Consider the following 23,442-nt stretch of genomic DNA (forward strand, 5'->3'; position numbering starts at 1 on the left):
ACTATTTTGACTGAAACCATTGCTCTTAGAGAACTGATAAAAAATCTCATCAAGGAGAAAAATGCTAAAGAGGTAGCTCTGATGCTTTCCGAAATGGAAGCACCAGACATTGCTTCTATATTTGAAGATTTAGAGGAGGAAGAACAGCATTTTCTCTACGATTTAATGAGTAATGAGAAATCTGCAGAAGTACTCTTAGAGATAGATGAAGACGAGCGAAAGAGCTTTATGAAAGGGCTCTCTTCGCAAGAGATTGCAGATGAAATTATCAATGAGATAGATTCTGACGATGCGGCGGATATTATCTCTGAACTTCCAGAACATCAGCAGACCGAAATTATCCAAAGGTTAGATGACGAGGAACACGCCCAAAGTATCGTGGACTTACTTAGGTATGATGAAGATGAGGCTGGAGGTCTTATGGCAACGGAAATGGTAAAAGTTAATCAGAACTTAACCATTATTTCGGCGGTCAAAGAGATGAGAAAGCAAGCCGAAGATTTAGATGAGGTGTATTCTATCTATGTAGTAGATGATAATGATAAACTGCTAGGGCTTTTAAGTTTAAAAAAACTACTTACAACCACTTCTTCTACTAAAGTTTCGGAGGTGTATAATCCTAAAATCCGTTCGGTGATGGATACGGATACGGCTGAAGAGGTAGCAAGATTTATGCAGAAGTACGACCTTTTTGAGGTTCCTGTGGTTGATGCTAGAGGCAACTTGGTAGGGCGTATTACGATAGATGATGTTATTGATTTCATAACCGAAGAAGCAGAGAAAGACTATCAGTTAGCGTCGGGTATATCCTTAGATGTAGACTCTACGGATACTATTTTTTCGCTTACAAAAGCACGCTTACCTTGGCTTTTTATAGGTATGGTAGGTGGTTTAATAGGTTCGCAGGTACTACAAGGAAACCAAGATGCCCTACAAAAGATACCTGCTCTTATGTTTTTTGTGCCTCTAATAGCCGCAACGGCAGGTAATATTGGGGTGCAGGCATCAGCGATTATTGTACAAGGTTTAGCTAATAATACTCTAGGAACAGATACTATTAAAACCTTGATAAAGGAGGTGAGTGTTTCCGCAGCATCAGGAGTTATTTTATCTGTGATTATTTTATCATTTAATTTGCTTGTCAATAGGCACGATATGATGGTGTCTATTGCTATTTCGGTTTCGCTGTTAGCGGTTATTTTGGTGGCAGCTGTTATTGGGACTATAGTGCCTATTCTCCTTAATAAAAATAAAATAGACCCAGCAATAGCCACAGGTCCATTTATTACAACTTCTAACGATATTTTAGGGGTTTTGATTTACTTTACCATAGCAAAACTAATGTTGCATATTTAGAGGTGTTGTCCGTAATTTTATTCCAAAACTGGACATATTTTCAAATTCAAACAACATCATAATAAAATAAAAATAGTTAATTTTTTATGGGAACGATAATAACTTTTTTTTTCAAAATATTTGAAATGATTCTATCCGCAATATTTCGAACATTATTTCCGAGAAAAATTGTTCATAAAAATAACTTAAAAAGTTATTCAAAATCCAACTACAATAAGTCTAACAGTAGAAACATAATTTTCAACTTTGGAAAATATAAAGGAAAAAAAGTGAAAGATGTATGGCTAGAAGACAAAGAATATTGCATATGGCTAATAAATTCTTCAAGATATGAAGGTTGGAGGAGTTCAGCATTACATATTTATAATGAACTTGAAAGACTGAATAACGGAAATGATATATTATTCTTTAGTTTCGGAAAATATAAAGGAGAATCAGTAAATGATATACTTAAGTCAGATAGACAGTATTGCGAATGGTTATTAAATCAAAGTTGGGCTTTTGATTATAAAGAAGTACAATATATGTCAGAAATGATTGATTAAAAAAACTTCTGCTAACAAAGTATTGCCCCGAGAGAGGCTTAGTGCATAATTTGAAATAATTGATAAAAAAATCGCAAAAACCTTTTCCATTTGGTTAAAAAATAAATAGATTGGTCAAATGAAAAGGTTTTGCTCAGTTCGGTGCTTTATTGAAAGTTTCGTTTTTCAAAAGCTCCCACCTGACGGTAATACCTCGCCGTTACCTGCAATATTTAATTAACATTGTGTTAAAGATTAAAGATGAAAAAAATCCAAAATTTAATTTTATTCTTTATTTTCACACTTATTAAGTCTCAATCGTTAAATGGATTTATAAAAGACTCAATAAACATAGAAAATAGAGTTTTTAATCTCAAATTGAAAAATATTGAAACTGAAAAAGAATATTTTTCTCATACTGAAATTGATGGAAAGTATGAATTTCAAAATATTAAAAATGGAAATTATATTCTATCTATAATTTATAATAATAATTATTCTAATAATCAATTTAAAGTAAATGTAAATGGAATTACAACTCAAAATTTCTGCTTGACAAAATACTGTAGATTTAGCGAAAATAAAGATGGAATTTGTCCAATTTGCAAGTCAAAACAAAATGTTATTCCAATTTTTTATGGTTTAACAACTAGAAAATTTATGAAGAAAAATAAAAGTAAGTATCATTTTAGAGGTTGCGAAATTTCTAGTTGTGATCCAAAATGGTATTGCAAAAATGACAAATTAGAATTCTGATAATACTGCAAATAATATAGTATTTTCAAAAGACGGAATAAAGTGTTTAGATGAAAGTTTGGTAATATTTAGTTGCTTCTACTTTTCCGCATTACTTTTTTTGTTAAATTAGTGATACGGGAAAAATATTTGTGAAGGTTGTAATATTGCTCATAAAAAATAAAGATGAAAATCATTAAGGAAATATTAAAATATTTGACATTGGTTTTTCTTCTGTTAATACTATTTAAGCTAACAAAGTATTATGGAGATTACGTAGAATCAGTTTATGATATTATAATAATTCCATTTGTAGTTTGCTTAATATTAGTTAATGGTTTGATTTTATATTTCTATCAAAAGCGAAGAAAAAAACTCAGAACTTTAAAGCTTATTTGCCTGTTTGGTATGACTGGAGTTTTGTTCAATATATTTAATAATTGCCACTCAAAAAATAGAGAAGAAGTATCAACATATTTTATTGGTACGGGAGCATATTTCATAGGTGCTGAAGAGAAAACTAAAATAACATTATTTGAAAATCAAACATTCCAAATTACAGAATACTCGCCTCATACTTTTCATCATTGGAACGGTAAGTGCAAAATTTCTAATGATACTTTGTATTTAAGAAATATTGATTTTGAAAGGCTATCTTATTTACAACTCACGGATAAATATTTATACAATACAAATACTAAAAATTTCTTTTCAGAAGGATATAGTCCTCTTATAAAAAAAGAGTAAATTAGTAGCAATTCTAAAAAATGGTTAAAATGAAATTAAGAGAAAAAAATCCAGCATTAGTTTTAATTGATGTTCAAAAGGCTTTTCTTGAAGAAGATTATTGGGGTGGAAATCGTAATAATAAAAATGCCGAAGAAATTTGTGGTAAAATTTTGAAAAAATGGAGAGAACTAAATTTACCAATCTTCCATATAAGGCATAGTTCTGATAATCCTAAATCAAAACTTCATATCACAAACGCAGGATTTGAATTTAGTGAGTATGTTATCCCAAATGATTCTGAGACTATCATTACTAAAAATGTAAATAGTGCATTCATTGGAACTACATTAAAAGAGCAAATTGATAGTTTAAATATTAACACATTGGTAATTGTGGGAATAACTACCAACCATTGCGTTTCTACAACAACTAGAATGTCTGGAAATTATGGCTATGAAACTTATCTTATTTCGGACGCTACGGCAACATTTGATAGGGTTGGAGTTAATGGGGAGAAATACGATTCAGAGTTAATCCATCAAACAACGCTTGCAAATCTGAATGAGGAATTTGCAACCGTTTGGAATTCTGAAAAATTATTTAAAGAGATTTAAAAGAATTAAAGTGTATATATGGCAAAAAAAGTTTTAAATTTTAAGTTAGTATTGATACTAATAATACTGGTGTCTTGTTCAAGAAATGACGAAATTACAAATGAATCACAATTACTAGAAGAGGTAAAGGATGTTATTATAACTTCTTATTCTAAGAACTATGCATATTCGGGGGAGGAAGTGATTATTTATGGAGAAAACTTTCCTATAAAAGAAAAGTGTAAAATATTATTTGATGATGTGTATTCTGAAATACTTAATGTAAGCAAAGACTCTAGACAAATTACTATTAAAGTTCCAAATGTAGCTAGGTCCATTCCAACATTAAAATTTATTTTTGAAAATCGAAATGTCGTCAATAACATTACAAATGATTATAACAAAAATATTGCTGTTATTAATAAGAGTATTGGAAACTGGACCTCTACAGAGTCTGCAATATTTATTTCTGATAATGATTATATTAGAGGGATACAGATAAAAAATAATGGAAAAATATATTATAATGTTTCAAAGAGAACCTACAGTTCACCTGACGATGGGATTACTTGGAAAGTATGGTATAACTCTAGTTTCTTAAGCGATTTTCATGCTACTGATAATGATGAAGGATTTGCGGATAGTGGTTTTGGTCTTGGTAAAGTCCCTAAGGGAGGAAGCCCATTATCTTTAAATATTTTTTTTACTACAGATTCAAGAACATCTGAAAAATTCGCTACTGTATTTGTTGAAAATGATATGAGAACGGGCTTATTAGTTACGACAAATAGGAATGTTTATAAAACATCGGATGGTGAAAACTTTGTTAAAGTCTATAACTCAGGCTCTACAAAGATTGATATTCAGAGAGCTCCATTTAAATTAGATTATCAAAATATTTGGACAATTGGGTATGATCAGGCAATTGAAACAGGTCTAATTTTTTATTGTAACGGTAATAACGAAAATTGGCATAGTTACTTATTTACCGCTTATCCTAAAAGTATGGTAAACAATATTTATTTTGTTAATGATAGGGTAGGATACTGTTCACTTTATACTTTTGATGCTAATCCAAAGGTTAAAATGTTTAAATCATTAGATGGTGGAGCATCATGGAATCTAATTAGTGATATTCCAAATGCTCAAAGAAATATCTCTATGGTTTTCATAAATGAATCAATAGGTTATGTCTCATCAGATAATCAAATATTTCTTACTAAAGACGGAGGAAATACTTGGTCTTTAGATTTTACTGCAGATGAAAATATTCAAAAATTGGGATATTCAAATAACTGCGTTTATGCACTAACAAATGGTAAAATAAATAGAAAATTTTTAAAATAATTTTATATATTCTCAGATTAGCATTTAATGTGTATAAATTAAACTGTTTTTTTATAGTTTGTGTTTGGAGAAATAGTAATTTCACTATAAACATTATCTCATGAAAAAAAGATTAGTAGTGCTTTCTGGGGCGGGTATTTCTGCTGAAAGCGGCATTAAAACATTTAGAGATTCTAATGGGCTGTGGGAAAACCACCGTATAGAAGATGTGGCGAGTCCAGAAGGGTTTGCAAGAAATCCGCAATTGGTTTTAGATTTTTATAATCTTAGAAGGAGGCAATTAGCTGAGGTTAAACCAAATTTGGCTCATAGCATTTTAGCAGAATTAGAAAAGTACTACGAAGTAATTATCATTACTCAAAATGTAGATGATTTACACGAAAGAGCGGGGTCTTCTCATATTATTCATCTTCACGGAGAACTTAAAAAGGCGAGACCTATAAACTCTGAAAGTGAGATTATAAATTGGGAAACCGACCTTAATCTAGGAGACAACAATGAAAAAGGCGTTCAGCTTAGACCTCATATTGTATGGTTTGGTGAGGCTGTACCTGAAATGGAAAAAGCCATAGATATAGCAACTTCGGCAGATTTATTTTTAGTGATAGGAACTTCGTTACAAGTTTATCCTGCGGCATCTTTGGTGCATTATATTCCACAACATTGCGAGTTGTTTCTCATTGACCCTCAGATTCCCGAACATTATATAAAAAAGGCTACTTGCTTCGCCACTTCGGCTACGGAAGGTATGATAAAATTAAAAGAAATACTCTTGGCTGAGTTTTAATCTAGCTTTACTAAAAGAGCATCACAAACTACTTTACTGAAGGTGTGAGAAATACCATTTACGGTTACCATCATAGAAGCGTCAAATTTTTCTTTTTTGTTTACTGTAAGTTGGCTTCCTAAATTGAGTTGTTTATCATTCAAAAAGCTAAGGAAATCTTTGGTATCTACAGTTACAGCAGCTAGTGTTACCTTAGAGCCTTCGGTACATTCGCTGAGTTTCTTTAGATTTTGCTCTATGATATTGCCCTCTTTGTCAGGGATAGGTTCTCCGTGAGGATCTACTTTAGGATAATTGAGAAGCTCGTCCATTTTATCAAAAAACTCTTCGGAGTGTATATGTTCTAGTTCCTCGGCTATTTTGTGTACATTTTCCCAACCAAAGCCCATTTTTTCTACCAAAAACATCTCTGTAAGCCTATGTTTTCTAATCACTAAAGCGGCCTCTTTTTGCCCAATTTCGGTGAGAATGATGGGTTTATAGCTTTCGGTAATTACCCAGTTCTTTTGAGCAAATTTTTTCATCATACTATTAACGCTCGGCATTTTGATGTTCAAAAACTTGCTGAGTTCGTTTACTGTAACTTCGTTGTTATCAGTTTTTAGATGAAATAAAGCCTTTAGATAATTTTCTTCTGTAAGAGAGTTCATAGACACAAAAATAAAATATTTTTCTGTTTGGAACGATAGCGATGTTAATACTTTTTCTTTTTAAAATAAATAAAAGTAGCTATAACAATAATGAGCATCACTCCCAAAGTAGCGTAATAACCATATTTCTGATGAAGCTCTGGCATAAATTCAAAATTCATTCCGTAAAGCCCAGCGATAAAGGTAATTGGTAAAAAATAGACCGAGTACATTGCCAATAGTTTCATTACTTGGTTGGCTTTTTGGTCAGATAGGGCAATGTATACTGATATGAGGTTGGTAATCTGAGCGCTAATGTGGTCAAAATCAGACATCACATCTTTTTGTTTATCTACAAGGTCTGCTATTTCAATGTCTTTTAGATTAAGTTTTTTAAAAGCACCTATCCAATCCGAAGACATGTTAAGTACTCTAGCATTAAGCCCTGCCTTTCTTTTAATTTTGTAGAGTTTTTTTATAGGGTTGAGCTGAGGGCTATTTTGCATAAAAATCTCAGTCTCTAACTTGTCAATAATCTCTATAAGTTTTTTGCTTTCGTCATCAAAGGATTTCATTATCTTGAGTCCTAAGATTAGAGCTAACTTATCTGGAGAATACTTCTTGTATTTATCAGGATTTTTGTTAAGGTCTTCTTTAATTTCTAGAATACTCTTATTATCAGTTCTATGTATAGTGATAATTATTTTTTCTATGATAAATATGCCTAATTTAGTACTTACATCATTGATGCCATTTAAGTTTTTTCTTTGAAGTTCTACATTTTCTCTAGTTAAGAAAAATTTTACGCCTTCTACTTCTTCAAATTTAGGAAGATGACTTGGGTCTACAGTATCATCTAAATGTAACTTATTGATATGAAACTGATGATGTAGGGAGTCTAAATCTTCTTTGGTAGGAGCGGTAACATCAATCCATTTACAGAGGTCGCTTTCAAAAATAGTATCTATAGGCATTATAGAGTTTTTAATGGTATAAAAGCTACCCTAAAGAGGATAGCTCTAGTTAGATTATTTGATATTCTATCAATTATTTAAAAACAGAGTTTAGTCTGTCAACCTCTGAATTTATTTTTTGTTGTAGACTTTCTGAGGCTTTAACTAAAGGTAATCTAAGGTGATTTTTAATAATGCCTTTATGTGCTAAAACAGCTTTGATACCAACAGGATTACCCTCAGCAAAAATAAGGCGTGTAATTTCTACCAATTGATTATGGATAGCATAAGCTTCTTTAACTTTCTCGTCTTTTGCGAGTTTTATCATTTCTGAAAATTCTTTAGGGTAAGCTTGTCCAATTACGGAAATTACACCATCACCTCCTGCAAGTGTTACAGGAAGAGTGTACTCGTCATCACCAGACATTAGTGAGAAATTTGCAGTTTTTTTTCTTAAAATATCAAAGTACTGCGTAAGGTTAGGAGCTGCTTCTTTTATCATAAATAGGTTAGGGAACTCCTTAGCCAATCGTAGTGTAGTTTCAGCTTCTATGTTTTGCCCCGTTCTTCCAGGTACATTATAGATAATGATGTTTTTACCTGTTTCTGCCAAAGCCTTATAATGCTGATAAAGCCCTTCTTGGTTAGGTTTATTATAGTAAGGAGAAACTGATAAAATAGCCTCAAAATCATCAAGATTAGTTTGTTCTATTTCTTTTTTTACGGCTAAAGTATTGTTGCCTCCAATACCTAGAACTAAAGGAAGTCTTTTATTGTTAATTTTAACAATGTGTTGTATAGCAGCTTCTTTTTCTTCCTTAGAAAGGGTAGCCGTTTCTGCAGTTGTACCAAGAACTACAAAAAAATCTGTTCCGTTAGTTATATTATATTCTATGAGCTTTGTAAGAGCATCAAAATCGATGGATAAATCTTCGTTAAAAGGAGTTACTAAAGCAACCCCTAGACCTGATAAATTTTTCATTTCCGTTTCTTATTCTAAAATTTAGAAGACCAAAATTAAGTTTTTTTTTGATATAAACAGAAGATTATTTCGTTTTGTACTATCCTGGAGTTATAAATAAAGCCTGCTTTTTCTGTGTTCGAGAGATGAAATTTGTTTTGTTACTCTGTAATTTATGATATTACTCAGAGTAGTTAATTATTTCATAAATATATTGTAACTTAGCCACCTCAATTTTATTGAGTTAAATAAATGTTAATTTTTTTATAATATTGATTTTTAATAAAATACAATGAAAAACTATTCAGTACTAAAGGTTGCACCCGCTTTTCTGTTGGCAGGGGCAATGCTACAAGCACAAAAGGTAGATTCTGCCAAAACCAAAAGTATAGATGAGGTAGTGCTTATAGGTTACGGAAAGAAGAAAAAATCAGATCTTACAGGGTCTGTAACATCTATTTCTTCTAAAGATTTTAATGATGGTATGTTATCTTCTCCAGAACAGCTTATTCAAGGTAAAGCGGCAGGTGTACAGATTACAACTAATGGCGGTGCTCCTGGTAGTGGCTCTACAATTAGAGTAAGAAGTGGAGCGTCTCTTAATGCATCTAATGACCCACTTATCGTTATAGACGGAATGCCATTAGATACCAAAGGTATTGATGGAGCGGCTAATCCACTAGCCCTTATTAACCCTAATGATATAGAGTCTTTTAACATTCTTAAAGACGCTTCTGCAGCAGCTATCTATGGTAATAGAGCTTCTAATGGGGTTATCATCATTACCACTAAGAAAGGAACTAGAGGAAAACTTAGAGTAGGCTATAATTCCACAACATCTGTTTCTCAAAGATTTGGAACGGTGAATATGATGGATGCTAACGAATTCAGAACTTTAGTAAAGGATAAAGCATCGGCGGATTATATTTCTAAATTAGGTAATGCAAATACCAACTGGCAAGAAGCTTTTTATCAATTAGCGACAGGCTTTGATAATAATTTAACGTTATCTGGAGGGATTGGTAAAGTGCCATTTAGACTATCTTTAGGATACCTTAACCAAGATGGTATTATTAGAACTAATAATATAGAAAGAAGCACCGCAGGTTTAAACTTAAATCCAAAATTATTTAATAATCATTTGGATATTAATTTTAACTTAAAAGGGACTTATGTAGAAAATAGGTTTACTGATGGAGAGGCCATCAATGCGGCTATTGCGTTTGATCCAACACAAAACATTTATGATGCTTCTAATCAGGCGATGGGCGGTTATTGGGAATGGATGGACAATGGAATACCTAACCAAAATGCAACGAGAAACCCTCTTTCTATGCTCTATCAAAGGAGAGATGTTTCTTATGTAAAAAGACTCTTGGGGAATGTTCAGTTTGACTATAAATTTCATTTCTTACCAGAGCTCAGAGCTAACTTAAATTTAGGTCTAGACCTATCTAACTCTAACGGAACAGTTACTACTTTACCTACATTAGCATCATCATACTTCCAAAAAGGAACGAACAGAAACTATGAACAGGAAAAGAAAAATAGGCTTTTAGAATTTTATTTAAATTATTCCAAAAAACTACCTTCTATAGACTCTGATATTGATGTAATGGCGGGGTATTCTTACCAAAAATGGAATGAAACTAAACCTTTTGCACCTACAATCTACGGAGATGGAACTAAAGACCCTGCGAGTGGTGTAGATTTCTTTACGCAAAACTTATTACTTTCTTACTATACTAGATTAAATTATACATTTAAAAATAGATACTTACTAACGGCTTCTGTGCGTAGAGATGGTTCTTCTAGGTTTAATAGTAATAATAGATGGGGCTATTTTCCATCCGTATCATTAGCTTGGAGAATTGATCAAGAGAACTTCCTTAAAGGTAACACTACAATCTCTACTTTTAAACTGAGAGGAGGTTGGGGGGTAACAGGTCAACAGGATATTTCAGGCGATTATCCTTATTTGGCAGTATATAGTATCTCTAACTCTGGAGCTAATTATCTTTTTGGAGGTGTACCTTACACTCTTTATCGTCCAGAAGGCTATGACCCAAACATTAGATGGGAAACTACAAGAACTACCAATATAGGATTAGACTTTGGTGTTTTGAAAGATAGATTACTATTTAATGTAGATGCTTACAAGAGATATACAGTAGATTTACTAAGTGAGGCTCCAACCCCAGGAGGTGCTAACTTTACCAATTTACTTTTATCAAACATAGGAAATATGGAATCTAAAGGGCTTGAAATTGGTGCATTGTGGAAGGCTATTCAAAACGAAAATTTCTCTTGGGATATTTCTGCTAATGCAACATTCCAAGATGCTAAAATTACCAATTTAGCAGCTAATGAAGGAGCTGGTCAAAGAGTGCTTGTAGGTGGTATATCAGGCATTACAGGTGGTTTGATACAAACACATTCTGTAGGTTATAAACCAAATTCTTTCTATGTTTATCAGCAGAAATATGATGCTAGTGGAAGACCAATAGAAGGCGATTATGTAGATAGAAACGGAGATGGCATTATAAACGAGCAAGATTTGTATGAATACCAATCGTCTATGCCAAAAGCCTTGTTTGCATTTACATCTAGAATGACTTATAAAAATTGGGATATGGGATTTGCACTTAGAGCAAGTTTAGGCAACTATGTTTATAACAATGCTAATGCTAGATACGGAAATCTACAAAACATAGGTACCAATGGCTATCTTCAAAATCTTACAAGAGACTATCTTAATACAGGATTTACGACATCTCAATATTTTTCAGATTATTATGTAGAAGATGCTTCATTCCTAAGAATGGATAATATCAACATAGGTTATAATTTCCCTCAGTTTATAGGAAATGCAAGACTGAGAGTGAATGCCTCTGTAAACAATGTTTTTGTGATTACCAAGTATAGCGGGGTAGATCCAGAAGTTTTCAATGGTATTGATAACAATTTCTACCAAAGACCTCGTGTGTATTCATTAGGTTTCAACCTTCAGTTTTAATTAAAAGTGATACAAGTTAAAAATTTAAAATAATGAACTTAAAATATTTAAAAATAGGAATAGCTGCTTTAGCATTTAATTTCTCTCTTACTTCGTGTGAAAGAGATTTAGATCAAGTGCATAGTAGTGATGTTACTTCTGTAAGCGTTTACTCAGATTTTGCTAATTACAAAAATGTACTAGCAAAGTGTTACGCAGGATTAGCAATAAATGGACAAGAAGGTGGTGATGGTAAGGCTGATATTAAAGGTATTGATAATGGTATGTCTAACTACTTAAGACAGTATTTCCAACTACAAGAGCTACCTACTGACGAAGCGGTGATAGCATGGAGAGATCCCAATTTACCAGAAATGAATACTATGAAATGGGGTTCTGATAACCAGTTTGTTACAGCAATGTATTATCGTGTTATGTATCAAGTAACACTTACCAGTGAATTTATTAGAGAAATGTCTGACGATAAACTATCGTCTCGTGGTATTACAGGAGTTCAGGCTGAAGAAGCTAGACTTTTCAGAAATGAAGCTCGTTTTTTAAGAGCACTGAGTTATGCACACGCCATAGATTTATTTGGTAATGTTCCTTTTGTAAATGAAAATACAGAAATAGGTTTAACACCTCCTGCGAGAATAGAAAGGAAAGCTTTATTCCAATATGTAGAAAAAGAATTAAAAGACTTAGAAGGATTATTAAAAGCGCCAAGAGCTAACGAATACGGGAGAGCAGATAAAGCTGCTGTATGGATGCTGCTTGCTAAACTTTACCTTAATGCAGAAGTTTATACAGGAGAAAAAAGATATACAGAAGCAGCTGATTATGCAGAAAAGGTAGCAACGGCAGGGTATAGCTTAAAAGGAAATTACGAGGAACTTTTTTTAGCAGATAATCATTTGGATAATAATGAGGTAGTATTTTCTATCAATTACGATGGTATTAGCTCTCGTACTTATGGAGGTACAACATATCTTATTCATGCTGCTGTAGGAGGAAAGATGACGGCTTCTAATTTTGGTATCAACGGTGGTTGGGGAGGACTTAGAGCTACTAAAAATTTAGTAGAAAAATTCCCGAATGCTTTAGGAGATATAGACAAAAGAGGTAGATTTTTCACCAATGGGCAGAATTATGAAATTAATGATATAGCATCATTTACAGATGGCTATGCGTTCATTAAGTTTAAAAATATAGATAGAGCAGGTAAAGCAGGTTCTGATGTTTCAGGAACTTTTACAGATACAGATTTCCCTCTATTCCGTTTAGGAGATGCTTATCTTATGTATGCAGAAGCAGTATTGAGAGGAGGTTCTGGAGACCTTAGCAAAGCTCTTACTTATGTAAATAAAATTAGAGAAAGAGCCTATGGCAATACTAATGGAAATATTACTGCATCACAATTAACTTTAGACTTCATCTTAGACGAAAGAGCTAGAGAGTTAGCTTGGGAAGGTACAAGAAGAACCGATTTAATTCGTTTCGGTAAATTTACTTCTGGTGCTTATCTATGGCCTTGGAAAGGTGGTGTTAAAGGTGGTGCTGCAGTAAGCGATACTAGAAATCTTTATCCAATTCCTGCAAAGGATATAATAGCTAACCCTAACTTGGTTCAAAACCCTGGTTACTAGTATAATTATAACCTAAATATAGCAAAAGTGTTGCCTAAAACAACACTTTTGCCGTTTAATTCAACTATATAAATATCAGTTATGAAGAAAAGAAATATCACCATAGCATTCTTAGGACTTTCTTTCGGAGTCTTGTCTGCACAGAGCCTAAAATCGCCTGATGGCAAGTTTGAAATGAATTTCAAACTAGAGAACGGAGTTCCGTATTATAGCCTTAGTTATGAAGGTAATCCTGTATTAGAGCCGTCAAAATTAGGTTTTGAAGTTTTTAAGAAATCAACTTATAACTATAAAGACATCAGCAATCAAGAGAGCTTAAACTTGAGTTCTGGCTTTGTAAAGATAGATGAAAAAAGAGATTCTAAAAATGAAGACTGGCAACCTGTTCTAGGTGAAAAAAAGTTCTATAAAAATCATTATAATGAACTTGCGATTACTTTAAATCAAAAGGAACAGAATAAGAATATCGTTGTTAAATTCAGGCTTTTTAACGATGGTTTAGGTTTCCGTTATGAATTTCCACAACAAGAAAATCTCAACTATTTTATCATAAAAGAAGAGCTTACCGAGTTTGATTTCCCTATGGATATGAAGGCGTGGTGGTTGGCTGGAGATTATGATACGCAAGAGTATGTTTATCAGACGAGTAATGTTTCCGAAATACCTGCTAAATGGGCTGCTGCTGTGGAAGACAATGTTTCGCAAAGTCCTATCAAAAACGGAGTTCAGACACCGTTAATGCTTAAAAGGGAAGGTAAGAAACCGCTCTATATTAACTTGGCAGAAGCTGCTGTGATAGATTACCCTGCGTCTAACCTAGATGTTAGTGCTAAAGATTACAAATTTACAATTCATCTTACACCTGATGCACAAGGAGCAAAAGGTTATGTTCAAACTTCTGCGGTTACACCTTGGAGAACCATTATTGCCTCACCAAAGGCAGAGGAAGTTTTAGCTTCTAAAATGTTATTCAACCTTAATGAACCTACCAAATACAAGGATACTTCTTGGATTAAACCTACTAAATATATGGGCGTATGGTGGGAAATGATTATAGGTAAATCTCAGTGGGCGTACTCTACGGCAGACAATGTAAAAATAGGAGAAACCGATTTCACGAAACTAACACCTAACGGAAAACACGCTGCTAATAACGAAAAGGTAAAAAACTATATAGACTTTGCCTCTAAACACGGTTTTGATGCATTGTTAATTGAAGGTTGGAACATTGGTTGGGAAGACTGGTTTGGTAAATCAAAGGAATTTGTTTTTGATTTCGTTACGCCATATCCTGATTTTGATATAAAAATGCTTAACGATTATGCTCATAAAAAAGGAATTCGTCTAATGATGCATCACGAAACATCGGGAGCAGCAACTAACTACGAAAGGTGGGCAGATGAGGCATTTAAACTAATGAATAAATACGGATATACTGCTGTTAAAAGTGGTTATGTGGGCAATATTATTCCTAGAGGCGAACATCATTATAGCCAATGGATGATTAACCATTACAACCGTATCGCAGAAAAAGCTGCGAATTACAAAATTATGGTTAACTCTCACGAGTCTGTAAGACCTTCTGGACTTAATAGAACTTACCCTAACTGGGTAGCAGCTGAAGCTGCTAGAGGTACTGAATACGAAGTTTTTGGAGGTAATCCGCCAGAACACCAAACCATATTGCCGTTTACGAGATTTATGGGTGGTCCAATGGACTATACGCCAGGTATTTTCCAAACTAAAATGAACTATTATTTCCCTAATGATACTAGATTTGTTAAAACCACTTTAGCAAAACAGTTAGGGCTTTATGTTGTGATGTATTCGCCTTTACAGATGGCTGCAGATTTACCAGAAAACTATGAGAAGCACCTAGAGGCCTTCCAGTTTATCAAAGATGTTGCTGTGGATTGGGACGATACTAAAATCTTGGCTGCAGAACCGGGAGATTACATTCATACTGCTAGAAAGGCTAAAGGAAAAGAAGAGTGGTTTGTGGGTGGTATCACAGACGAAAATGCTAGAGATTTTGTGGTAGATTTATCATTCCTTGATAAAGGTAGAAAATATGAAGCAACTATCTACGAAGATGGTAAAGATGCTGATTATGTTAATAATCCACAATCGTATCATATTTACAAAAAAGTAGTAACTAGTAAGTCTAAAATTCCTGTTAAAATGGTAAGGAGTGGAGGATATGCCATTTCTATTAAACCAGTGAAATAAATTTAAAGATTTATTCAATTTTAAAGACTGTCTTTTTTGAGGCAGTCTTTTGTTTTATACTGATTTTAAAAGGGGTAGTCTGATTTATATATTTTTTGTACTTTTGGAGAATGAGGGCTTTAGAGAGAGTTCACTTTCTACTGATTAACTAAGAATTTATTATAAAAAACGATGAGAAAGTTAAATTTTGCTTTACTATTGCTACTGGTTTGGACTAGTGCTTTTGGGAACAATTCGCCTTTGTGGTTGAGAAATATTGCCATTTCTCCTGATGGAAAAAAAATTGCGTTTACCTATATGGGAGACATTTATGCAGTCTCTACGGAGGGTGGTTCTGCAGTAAGGCTTACTACACATCCAGCTTACGATTCAGACCCTGTATGGTCACCTGATGGGAAATTTATTGCGTTTAGTAGTGATAGAGAAAATGGGTTTCAACGAATTTTTATTATGCCTTCTCAAGGTGGAGAGGCAAAGCAAGTTACCTTCCATTCTCAGGCAGCATTGCCATTAGCTTTCTCTAAAGATGGGAAAAATATTATCTATTCGGCTAATCTCCAAAATAGCCCTCAGAATGTTATTTTTCCATCGGCTTCCATACAGTTATATCAAATTTCTATTGATGGAGGACAGCCAAAGCGAATTTTCAACTCTTCTACTAAGTCTATTAGCTTGACTTCCAACGGAGAGGCGATGTATTATGAAAATATTAAAGGCAACGAAAATCAGTGGCGTAAACATCATACCTCTTCCGTTACGAGAGATATATGGAGATACGATTTTAAGTCTAAAAAGCACACTCAAATTATCAATTGGAAGGGAGAAGACCGAAATCCTGTATTGAGTTCAGACGGGAAAACTTTATATTTCCTTAGTGAAAGAGCGGGTAATTTTAATGTGTTTAAAACTTCTGTTGCACAGCCTTCTAAGATAGAACAGGTTACTTTTCATAAAGATTTTCCAGTACGTTATTTATCTGTAGCGAATAACGGCTATATAGCTTACAGTTATGATGGCGAAATTTATTTATCCAAACCGATGGGCAAACCTCAGAAGGTAAATGTAAATATCATTAGTGATGTTTCTAATCAGCAGAGTAAATTTATGGCATTCAGTTCGGGGGCAACTTCATCTTCGGTTTCTCCAGACGGTAAGCAGATAGCAATGGTAATCAGAGGAGAAGTTTTTGTAAATTCTACCGACTATAATACAACTAAACAAATCACTAAAACGGCAGCTGCAGAGCAAGGTGTAAGTTTTTCAGCAGATGGGAGAAGTCTTGTTTATGCCAGTTATAGAGATGGATATTGGGATTTGTACAAAGCAAGTATTCAAAGAAAAGAAGATCCTAACTTTTCTAATGCAACTCTAATTACCGAAGAAAAACTCATTCCTAGTGATAATTCAGAGAAAATGTATCCTCAATATTCGCCTGATGGTAAAGAGGTAGCTTTTGTTCAGAACCGAACGCATATTGCTATTTACAATTTTGAAACTAAAAAAATCAGAAAAATTACAGACCCTAAGTATCAAACAGAGAGAAATGGATATATCAATTACGAGTGGTCACCTGATGGGAAATGGCTTGTAGTACAGTATATTGCGAGGGATAGGGTACCTTATTCTGATATAGGTATCATAAGTACAGAAGGTGGTAAGGAGATTGTGAATATTACAGACTCTGGTTATTTTGATACCAATCCTCGTTGGGCGTTAGATGGTAATGCTATTATTTGGAAATCTGAACGCTACGGAATGCGTAATCATGCTTCTTGGGGTTCTATGAGCGACCAAATGATCGTGTTTCTCAATAGAGAAGCCTACGACAAATACCGTATGAACAAAGAGGAATACGAACTTTTAACTGAGGCTGAAAAGAATGAAAAGAAATCCGAAACGGAAGATGCTAAAGATGGCAAAGACGATAAAAAAGAAACGCCTAAGAAAGATAAAAAATCTAAAGATATCAATATAGAATGGGAGAATCTATCCGAACGAGTGGTAAGACTTACACCAAATTCTTCGGAGCTTGGCGATGCCATTATTAGTAAGGACGGAAAGAAACTCTATTATCTAGCTTCTTTTGAAAAAGGGTTTGATTTATGGGTACACGATTTAAGAGAAAGGTCAACAAAACTATTGTCTAAACTCAATGGTTCGTCGGCTTATTTAGATGCAAGTAAAGATGGTAAGAAAATATTTTTACTGAGTGGACAAAAAGCTAAACTTTTAGAATTGCCATCAGAAAAGATAAAAGACCTTAGTTTTTCAGCAGATATGAAGTTGGATTTAACTAAGGAGAGAGAGTTTATGTTTGATATGGTGAAAAGAGAACTCAAAGAGCGTTTTTATGTTAAAGATATGCACGGAGTTAATTGGGAAAAACTCACAGAGCAATACCGAAAATATCTTCCGTATATCAATAACAACTACGATTTTTCAGAAATGCTTAGTGAGCTTTTAGGAGAGCTTAATGTATCACATACAGGTTCTAGGTATCGTTCTCCGTCATTAAGTCAAGAGGCTACGGCGGAGCTAGGTGTATTTGTCACTCCACAGGATAATGGGCTTTTGATAGAAGAAATACCTGTGAATAGTCCGTTTGATAACTATCGTTCTAAAGCTAAGCAAGGGCATATTATTGAAAAGATAGATGGGGAAGCTATTACATCTAAAGTAGACTATTATCAGTATTTGGAAGGTAAAGCAGGAAAGAAGATTTTAATTTCTCTTTATAATCCTAAAGATGGAACACGCTGGGACGAAGAAATAAAAGGGATAAATGCGTGGAGATGGAACGAAATCCTTTATCAAAGATGGATTAAGCAAAGAGCCGCAGATGTAGAAAAATGGTCTGGCGGAAGGTTAGGCTATGTGCATATTCGTTCTATGGGAGATGATAGTTTCCGTGAGGTGTATTCTGATGTTTTAGGGAAATATAATAATAAAGAAGGTGTCGTAATAGATATTAGAAATAATGGAGGTGGGCGTTTGCACGAGGATATAGAGGTTTTCTTTAGTGCTAAAAAATACCTTACTCAGAAAGTTCAAGGTAAGAAGTATGGAGTAATGCCTAGCCGCCGTTGGACGAAACCTTCTATTATGGTAATTAACGAAGCAGACTATTCTAATGCACATGGTACGCCGTGGGTTTATAAGCACTTAAAACTGGGTAAGTTGGTAGGAGCACCAGTTCCAGGAACAATGACTTCAGTTAATTGGGTTACCTTGCAAGATTCAACATTAAATTTTGGAATTCCTGTCGTAGGCTATGAAAAAGAAGATGGTACTTATCTAGAAAACTTTGAACTTCAGCCAGATGTAGAGGTTTATTTAGATCAAGAAAAAGCCAATCAAGGCGAGGATAATCAGCTTAAACGAGCGGTAGAAGAACTACTGAAAGATTTGTAATAATTTTTTTAAATAGATATAACAAAATGGATGATATAAATTATTATAGTTTTTTTACCTTTTTAGATAATATTTACTGTCGCTCATTTGTTTTTAATGTGTATTGTTCATTAAAGTGAGATTTGTTTTTTTTCTTAGTTTTGTAGGTAGAGAAACGCAAATGTAATCCGTTTAAAATAATAAAAAACTCGTTGTGCATTTTAAATAATACTGATTTTTAGATGATTTAATTTTCTTTGGAAGATAAATTTATTGATATATTGAATAACCGTTGCGGCGGTTATTTTACTGATTATCCTTGTTTTAAAGCCTTCAAAAGTTTTAGCATAGTTTCTTTTAATCATAAATTGGTCGCAAAGTTGAGAGAAAAATGTCTCAATTCGTTTTCGCTTTTTCTTGTACAATGAAAATTGAGGAATATAATCTTTCTGATTACTTCTCATTGGTGTATCTAATTTAATATTAGCATAGTTAAATAAATCTATTTGAACTTTTGCTGATAAATAGCCTCTATCTCCAATTAAAGTACAGTTTCGCATTTGCTCACCAATATCTTTTAAATAGTGGATGTCGTGAACGGATGCAGGGCTTATATCAAAATTCTTAATCACACCATTTAAAGAACATACTGCGTGTAGTTTATAGCCATAGAAATATAATTTCTGTGAAGCACAATAACCATATGTTGGTGAAGAATAGGATTGCTCTTTACAAATTTTTGAACGAGTAGAACGAGCGTTTTCACAAACTTTCATTGGCATGCTATCAACGATAAAAATATCTTCAAACTCATTGAACTCCATCGAAATACGCTGTCTAATTTGCTCTGTTTGTAGGGATAGTCTTCGTTTTCGCTTATTGTAAACACTTCTTTCAATTTTGTTTATCAGAGAGTTTGGCAATTTTCTAAATAACTGTAATTCGCTATCAATACTCAAGTATTCAGCAGTAATATTAAGACTTATGACTTCTAAATCGCTCATTTTAGGTGTTCTTCTCTGATAACTAATCAGTTGATTTTCTGAAAAAAGTCCTAAAACTTCCAAAATTCTTTCATATATTTGCTCTAAGTTGTTCATTTATATCGTTTTATAGCAAAAACAATATACTGATTTTCAGTCTAATAAACAACTCTTGTTTTTTTCATTTCATAATGCACAACGGGTTAATAAAAACAATAAAGATAGTGATGCAATTAAGATTGATATTTTTAGTAATGCTATTATTAGTAGTAAATTTATATGCACAAGAAAAAGACTCTATTGTACAAAAAACAGATACTTTGAGAGCCATTGAAAAATTAAAGTATCAACAACAGCCTGGGTTAGCTCTTGCAGCATCTAAGATTTTTTTTTCGGATAAAAGGTACTCTATTAGTGGGTTTGGAGAGTTTAATTATGTGCCTATTCAAGATAATGTAAATACCAATGTTGGAGATTTAGAGTTATATTATTCAGGACTTTATAGATTTGCAACTTTTTTTGGTTATCGTATTACTGATAAACTTATTTGGAATTCAGAGTTTCAGATTGAGTTTTTACATCATAAAGCAGAAGAAACTCATCACGAAATTGTAATAGAAGCCTTTTTAGATTATCTTTTTAAAGATTATTTAAAAGCTCGTATGGGTTTTTATCCTTTAACTATAGGCTATGTTAATAATAATGATGAGCCTATTATGTTTTATTCTGTAAACCGTTCTGAGGTAGAAAGGCTGATTACACCATCTACTTGGATAGAATTTGGAGCTATGTTTTACGGTAATATTTCAAAAGATTGGAGCTATGCACTTGGTTTTTCTCAGGGGTTAAATAATAAAAACTATTTAAGTGGTTCATGGATAAGACAAGGAAGAGAAATAAGGTTTGATATGCCTAAATCTATTTCTACAAATCTTCAAATAAACTACACTGGTATTAAGAATTTAACATTATCAGCTTCTGGGTACTATGGCAATTCTGGTCAAGGGGAGATGGTGGAAATCAACAGCAAACAGGTTAAAGTAAATAGTAAAATTAATCTAACAACGGCTTATGCAAAGTATGATTGGAAAAACTTTAGATTTATAACACTTGGAACTTATGGACAACTTGGAGATACTGAAAAAATATTTGAACTTACTAAAAATGAGAGTGGTCAAAATGGACAAGTTTTAGGGAAGGAAGTTTATGGATACCTATTTGAGTTAGGTTGTGATGTTTTACCTTATCTAAGAGGAGGTAAGAGTAATAAACCTGCTAAAGAAACATTTTTGTATGATACTCATAAAATGAAGTTAAGTTTTTTTACTCGATATGAGAGACTAAATACTCATCAAAGTATTCATAAATTTCTTAATGCTTTGCCTAGGGTGGAAAATAATATGAATATTTGGACATTTGGTGTCAATTTTAATACTAAAGAAAATATAGTGTTTAAAACCAATTATCAGTATAGATTAAACAAATTTGCAAATGATCCTAATCCTGTGAAAAATATATTTGAAATGGGTATTGGTTTTATTTTTTAATTAAAGGAATCCTATTCTAGAATATAAAAAAACAAAAAAAGATGTGGCTTACTAATCTTCGGATTTGGTTAAGATTTTTGAGAAGAAGTTTAGGTTTGAAGAGAAGCTATTAGCTTTCCAAATCAAAGATTTTTTAGAAGATTATTTGGACGATGAACTTTTTAAAAAAATAGGAGATGTTAATCTTTTGGACAAAACTTTAACTATAAAAGTAAAATCTCCATTGCTAAAAAATGACTTTAGATTGAGGAAACCTTTTTTTATTCAAAAATTTAAAGAAGTAGCAGGTGAAAATATGGTGGAGGAAGTCTATTTTGTTTAGTGTTTTCTTTCTTTCTTTTTCTAGTTCTATTACCATTTTTTCGGCATTGGTATTAATTTTTGACTTTATAGGTATAAAGAATTTTGCAGGATTTTTAACAAATGTGTTAAAAATTTCTCTATAGATTAACTCTACTTCTCCAAATTTAACTTTTCTAGAACGAAACGCTAACGGCATCGATAATCCAAAACTTACAATAAAGTTAAAAAATCTGATTAGGAATACCGTGATGAAACTAATCCAAAAAGTTCCCATATCAATATCGAACCCTTTTCCGTATATGGTTAAAGCTAAGTTACCAGCGGCAAAGGTTAATGTGTCTAATGTCTAAATCCAATCCTAAAAAGTTACCAATAGGAGCTGAGGCACCTAAGAATACTCTGAACCAAAAGTTAGAAATAACGTTCGCCCAGTTTTTAGAATAAAATACAGATATGCTTTGTGCTGCCTTTGTATTGTTAAGATAAGCATTTAAAATGGTGCTCCAGTTCCAGAGACAATAACTTCGGTTAATTGGGTTACACTGCAAGATCCAACATTAATCTTTGGAATTCCTGCGGTAGGCTATGAAAAAGAAGATGGTACTTATTTAGAAAATTTTGAACTTCAGCCAGATGTAGAAGTTTATTTGGATCAAGAAAAAGCCAACCAAGGAGAAGATAATCAGCTTAAAAGAGCGGTAGAAGAACTGCTGAAAGATTTATAAAATAAATAAAAACTAAAATCCCTGTTATAGATTTGTAACAGGGATTTTTTATGTAAAAAACGCTATTTTTGGATATTCTTTTAACATAATATGATTAAAACAGAAAAACAGGGATTATTACAACTATTTAAAATAGCATCACCATATCTTATTTACACAACACTGTATGCTATACTTGTGTTAGGTCTAGAGGAGCTTTTTGGAGACCATATTTATAAAATATCGGGGCAAATAGGCTCTGTATTTGGTCTTGCAATTGCATTTTTCTTGGGATTTAGAATGAATTCCGCATACGACCGTTGGTGGGAAGCGAGAAAGATATTTGGAGAACTTACCAATAATTCTAGGAGCTTTGTGGCTAAAATCTATGCTTATTACAGTAATGATAAGAATATCAACTTAGCTGCTCTAGAAAAAAACGCTAAAATATATGACCTTATTCAATTGACTATCGCTTATATACGACAGTTTAAAAATGAAATTCATAATAATCCTAAACCTATCTTTGATGAAAAATCAAAGGTGTTACTAGAGAAGTATAACATCAACGAGGAACATAAAATTTCTAATGAATTGTTGGTAAGTATTTCTAAAGAAATAGAAGAAGACTTTAAGAATACGGCAAATATTGAAAAAAGCGATTTGATGCAGCATATCAATCGTTTTTATGATATACAAGGTAAGGCAGAAAGGATAAAAAATACTCCTTTTTTAATGATTTATAGTGCCTTTACTAAGATTATAGTGAGTTTTTATGTAGTTTTAATTCCTTTGTTTATAGGAGATATAGATTTGGGTGGAGAGAAAAGCGGTCTAGAATTCTTAGCTATTCCTATTATGGTGATTATCAGCACTTCTTTTTTAACTATAAATAAGTTAGCCAACCTTTACGGAGAACCTTTTTCTGAAAATAAAACATCTGTAACGGTAACCGAAATTTGTAACACTATCGAGAGCAATTGTAAAGAAGTTCAATCTAAATTATCAGTCAAAAATTAGCATATTATTTA

The 23,442-nt window shown here is 32.9% G+C and carries 18 protein-coding genes and 1 pseudogene; 14 read left to right on the plus strand and 5 right to left on the minus strand.

Annotation, left to right across the window (positions count from 1 at the left end; all coding sequences use genetic code 11):
* Positions 1 to 6 precede the first annotated feature (6 nt).
* From mgtE to RA0C_RS01070, 7 genes are all read left to right on the plus strand, one after another.
* The gene (gene mgtE / locus RA0C_RS01040) at positions 7 to 1,356 is read left to right on the plus strand and encodes a magnesium transporter (RefSeq protein WP_013446661.1); all 1,350 of its coding nucleotides are present in this window, start codon (positions 7 to 9) and stop codon (positions 1,354 to 1,356) included.
* Positions 1,357 to 1,442: 86 nt separating this feature from the next.
* Complete coding sequence (locus tag RA0C_RS01045; RefSeq protein WP_013446662.1) at positions 1,443 to 1,901, plus strand: exodeoxyribonuclease X C-terminal domain-containing protein; 459 nt, start codon at positions 1,443 to 1,445, stop codon at positions 1,899 to 1,901.
* Positions 1,902 to 2,141: 240 nt separating this feature from the next.
* Positions 2,142 to 2,636, plus strand: a complete 495-nt coding sequence (locus RA0C_RS01050) for a hypothetical protein (RefSeq protein ID WP_013446663.1) — start codon at positions 2,142 to 2,144, stop codon at positions 2,634 to 2,636.
* A gap of 165 nt (positions 2,637 to 2,801) precedes the next feature.
* Positions 2,802 to 3,362 (plus strand): hypothetical protein, encoded by a 561-nt coding sequence (locus RA0C_RS01055; RefSeq protein ID WP_013446664.1) that lies wholly within the window; start codon positions 2,802 to 2,804, stop codon positions 3,360 to 3,362.
* Positions 3,363 to 3,391: 29 nt separating this feature from the next.
* Positions 3,392 to 3,958: a cysteine hydrolase family protein gene (locus RA0C_RS01060; protein WP_004918041.1), complete on the plus strand. Its 567-nt coding sequence runs from the start codon at positions 3,392 to 3,394 to the stop codon at positions 3,956 to 3,958.
* 18 nt (positions 3,959 to 3,976) lie between these two features.
* On the plus strand, positions 3,977 to 5,284 hold the full coding sequence (locus RA0C_RS01065; protein ID WP_004918043.1) for a sialidase family protein: 1,308 nt from the start codon (positions 3,977 to 3,979) through the stop codon (positions 5,282 to 5,284).
* A gap of 100 nt (positions 5,285 to 5,384) precedes the next feature.
* Positions 5,385 to 6,071 carry an SIR2 family NAD-dependent protein deacylase gene (locus RA0C_RS01070; protein WP_004918045.1) on the plus strand — a complete coding sequence of 229 codons (687 nt, stop codon included), beginning with the start codon at positions 5,385 to 5,387 and terminating at the stop codon, positions 6,069 to 6,071.
* Here the strand turns inward: RA0C_RS01070 and RA0C_RS01075 are convergent.
* The 3 genes from RA0C_RS01075 to dapA form a co-directional block, all read right to left on the minus strand.
* Positions 6,068 to 6,721, minus strand: a complete 654-nt coding sequence (locus RA0C_RS01075; protein WP_004918048.1) for a metal-dependent transcriptional regulator — start codon at positions 6,719 to 6,721, stop codon at positions 6,068 to 6,070. The genes RA0C_RS01070 and RA0C_RS01075 overlap by 4 nt on opposite strands.
* 44 nt (positions 6,722 to 6,765) lie before the next feature.
* Complete coding sequence (locus tag RA0C_RS01080; protein ID WP_004918051.1) at positions 6,766 to 7,674, minus strand: magnesium transporter CorA family protein; 909 nt, start codon at positions 7,672 to 7,674, stop codon at positions 6,766 to 6,768.
* Between the two features lie 73 nt (positions 7,675 to 7,747).
* Positions 7,748 to 8,635, minus strand: a complete 888-nt coding sequence (gene dapA / locus RA0C_RS01085; protein ID WP_004918054.1) for a 4-hydroxy-tetrahydrodipicolinate synthase — start codon at positions 8,633 to 8,635, stop codon at positions 7,748 to 7,750.
* A gap of 271 nt (positions 8,636 to 8,906) precedes the next feature.
* On the opposite strand from dapA, the gene RA0C_RS01090 reads away from it, so the two are divergent.
* The 4 genes from RA0C_RS01090 (at position 8,907) to RA0C_RS01105 (ending at position 18,895) form a co-directional block, all read left to right on the plus strand.
* The gene (locus tag RA0C_RS01090) at positions 8,907 to 11,630 is read left to right on the plus strand and encodes a SusC/RagA family TonB-linked outer membrane protein (RefSeq protein WP_004918055.1); all 2,724 of its coding nucleotides are present in this window, start codon (positions 8,907 to 8,909) and stop codon (positions 11,628 to 11,630) included.
* 32 nt (positions 11,631 to 11,662) lie between these two features.
* On the plus strand, positions 11,663 to 13,255 hold the full coding sequence (locus RA0C_RS01095) for a RagB/SusD family nutrient uptake outer membrane protein (protein WP_004918056.1): 1,593 nt from the start codon (positions 11,663 to 11,665) through the stop codon (positions 13,253 to 13,255).
* An 81-nt stretch (positions 13,256 to 13,336) separates the two neighbouring features.
* Positions 13,337 to 15,484: a glycoside hydrolase family 97 protein gene (locus tag RA0C_RS01100; RefSeq protein ID WP_013446665.1), complete on the plus strand. Its 2,148-nt coding sequence runs from the start codon at positions 13,337 to 13,339 to the stop codon at positions 15,482 to 15,484.
* Positions 15,485 to 15,655: 171 nt separating this feature from the next.
* Complete coding sequence (locus RA0C_RS01105) at positions 15,656 to 18,895, plus strand: S41 family peptidase (protein WP_004918061.1); 3,240 nt, start codon at positions 15,656 to 15,658, stop codon at positions 18,893 to 18,895.
* A 200-nt stretch (positions 18,896 to 19,095) separates the two neighbouring features.
* Here RA0C_RS01105 and RA0C_RS01110 read toward each other — a convergent pair whose 3' ends face one another.
* Positions 19,096 to 19,974 (minus strand): IS982-like element ISRa1 family transposase, encoded by an 879-nt coding sequence (locus RA0C_RS01110; protein WP_004918508.1) that lies wholly within the window; start codon positions 19,972 to 19,974, stop codon positions 19,096 to 19,098.
* A gap of 110 nt (positions 19,975 to 20,084) precedes the next feature.
* Here RA0C_RS01110 and RA0C_RS01115 point away from each other — a divergent pair, with 110 nt between their 5' ends.
* Both RA0C_RS01115 and RA0C_RS10235 read left to right on the plus strand, forming a co-directional pair.
* Complete coding sequence (locus tag RA0C_RS01115) at positions 20,085 to 21,404, plus strand: hypothetical protein (RefSeq protein ID WP_004919290.1); 1,320 nt, start codon at positions 20,085 to 20,087, stop codon at positions 21,402 to 21,404.
* 64 nt (positions 21,405 to 21,468) lie between these two features.
* Positions 21,469 to 21,726, plus strand: a complete 258-nt coding sequence (locus RA0C_RS10235) for a hypothetical protein (RefSeq protein WP_004919288.1) — start codon at positions 21,469 to 21,471, stop codon at positions 21,724 to 21,726.
* Between the two features lie 6 nt (positions 21,727 to 21,732).
* Here RA0C_RS10235 and RA0C_RS10635 read toward each other — a convergent pair.
* A pseudogene (locus tag RA0C_RS10635) lies at positions 21,733 to 22,204 on the minus strand (recombinase); the annotation flags it as partial.
* A 318-nt stretch (positions 22,205 to 22,522) separates the two neighbouring features.
* Here RA0C_RS10635 and RA0C_RS01125 point away from each other — a divergent pair.
* Positions 22,523 to 23,431: a bestrophin family protein gene (locus RA0C_RS01125; protein ID WP_004919285.1), complete on the plus strand. Its 909-nt coding sequence runs from the start codon at positions 22,523 to 22,525 to the stop codon at positions 23,429 to 23,431.
* The last annotated feature ends 11 nt before the right edge of the window (positions 23,432 to 23,442 follow it).

The sequence above is a fragment of the Riemerella anatipestifer ATCC 11845 = DSM 15868 genome (assembly GCF_000252855.1).
Taxonomy (GTDB): Bacteria; Bacteroidota; Bacteroidia; order Flavobacteriales; family Weeksellaceae; genus Riemerella; species Riemerella anatipestifera.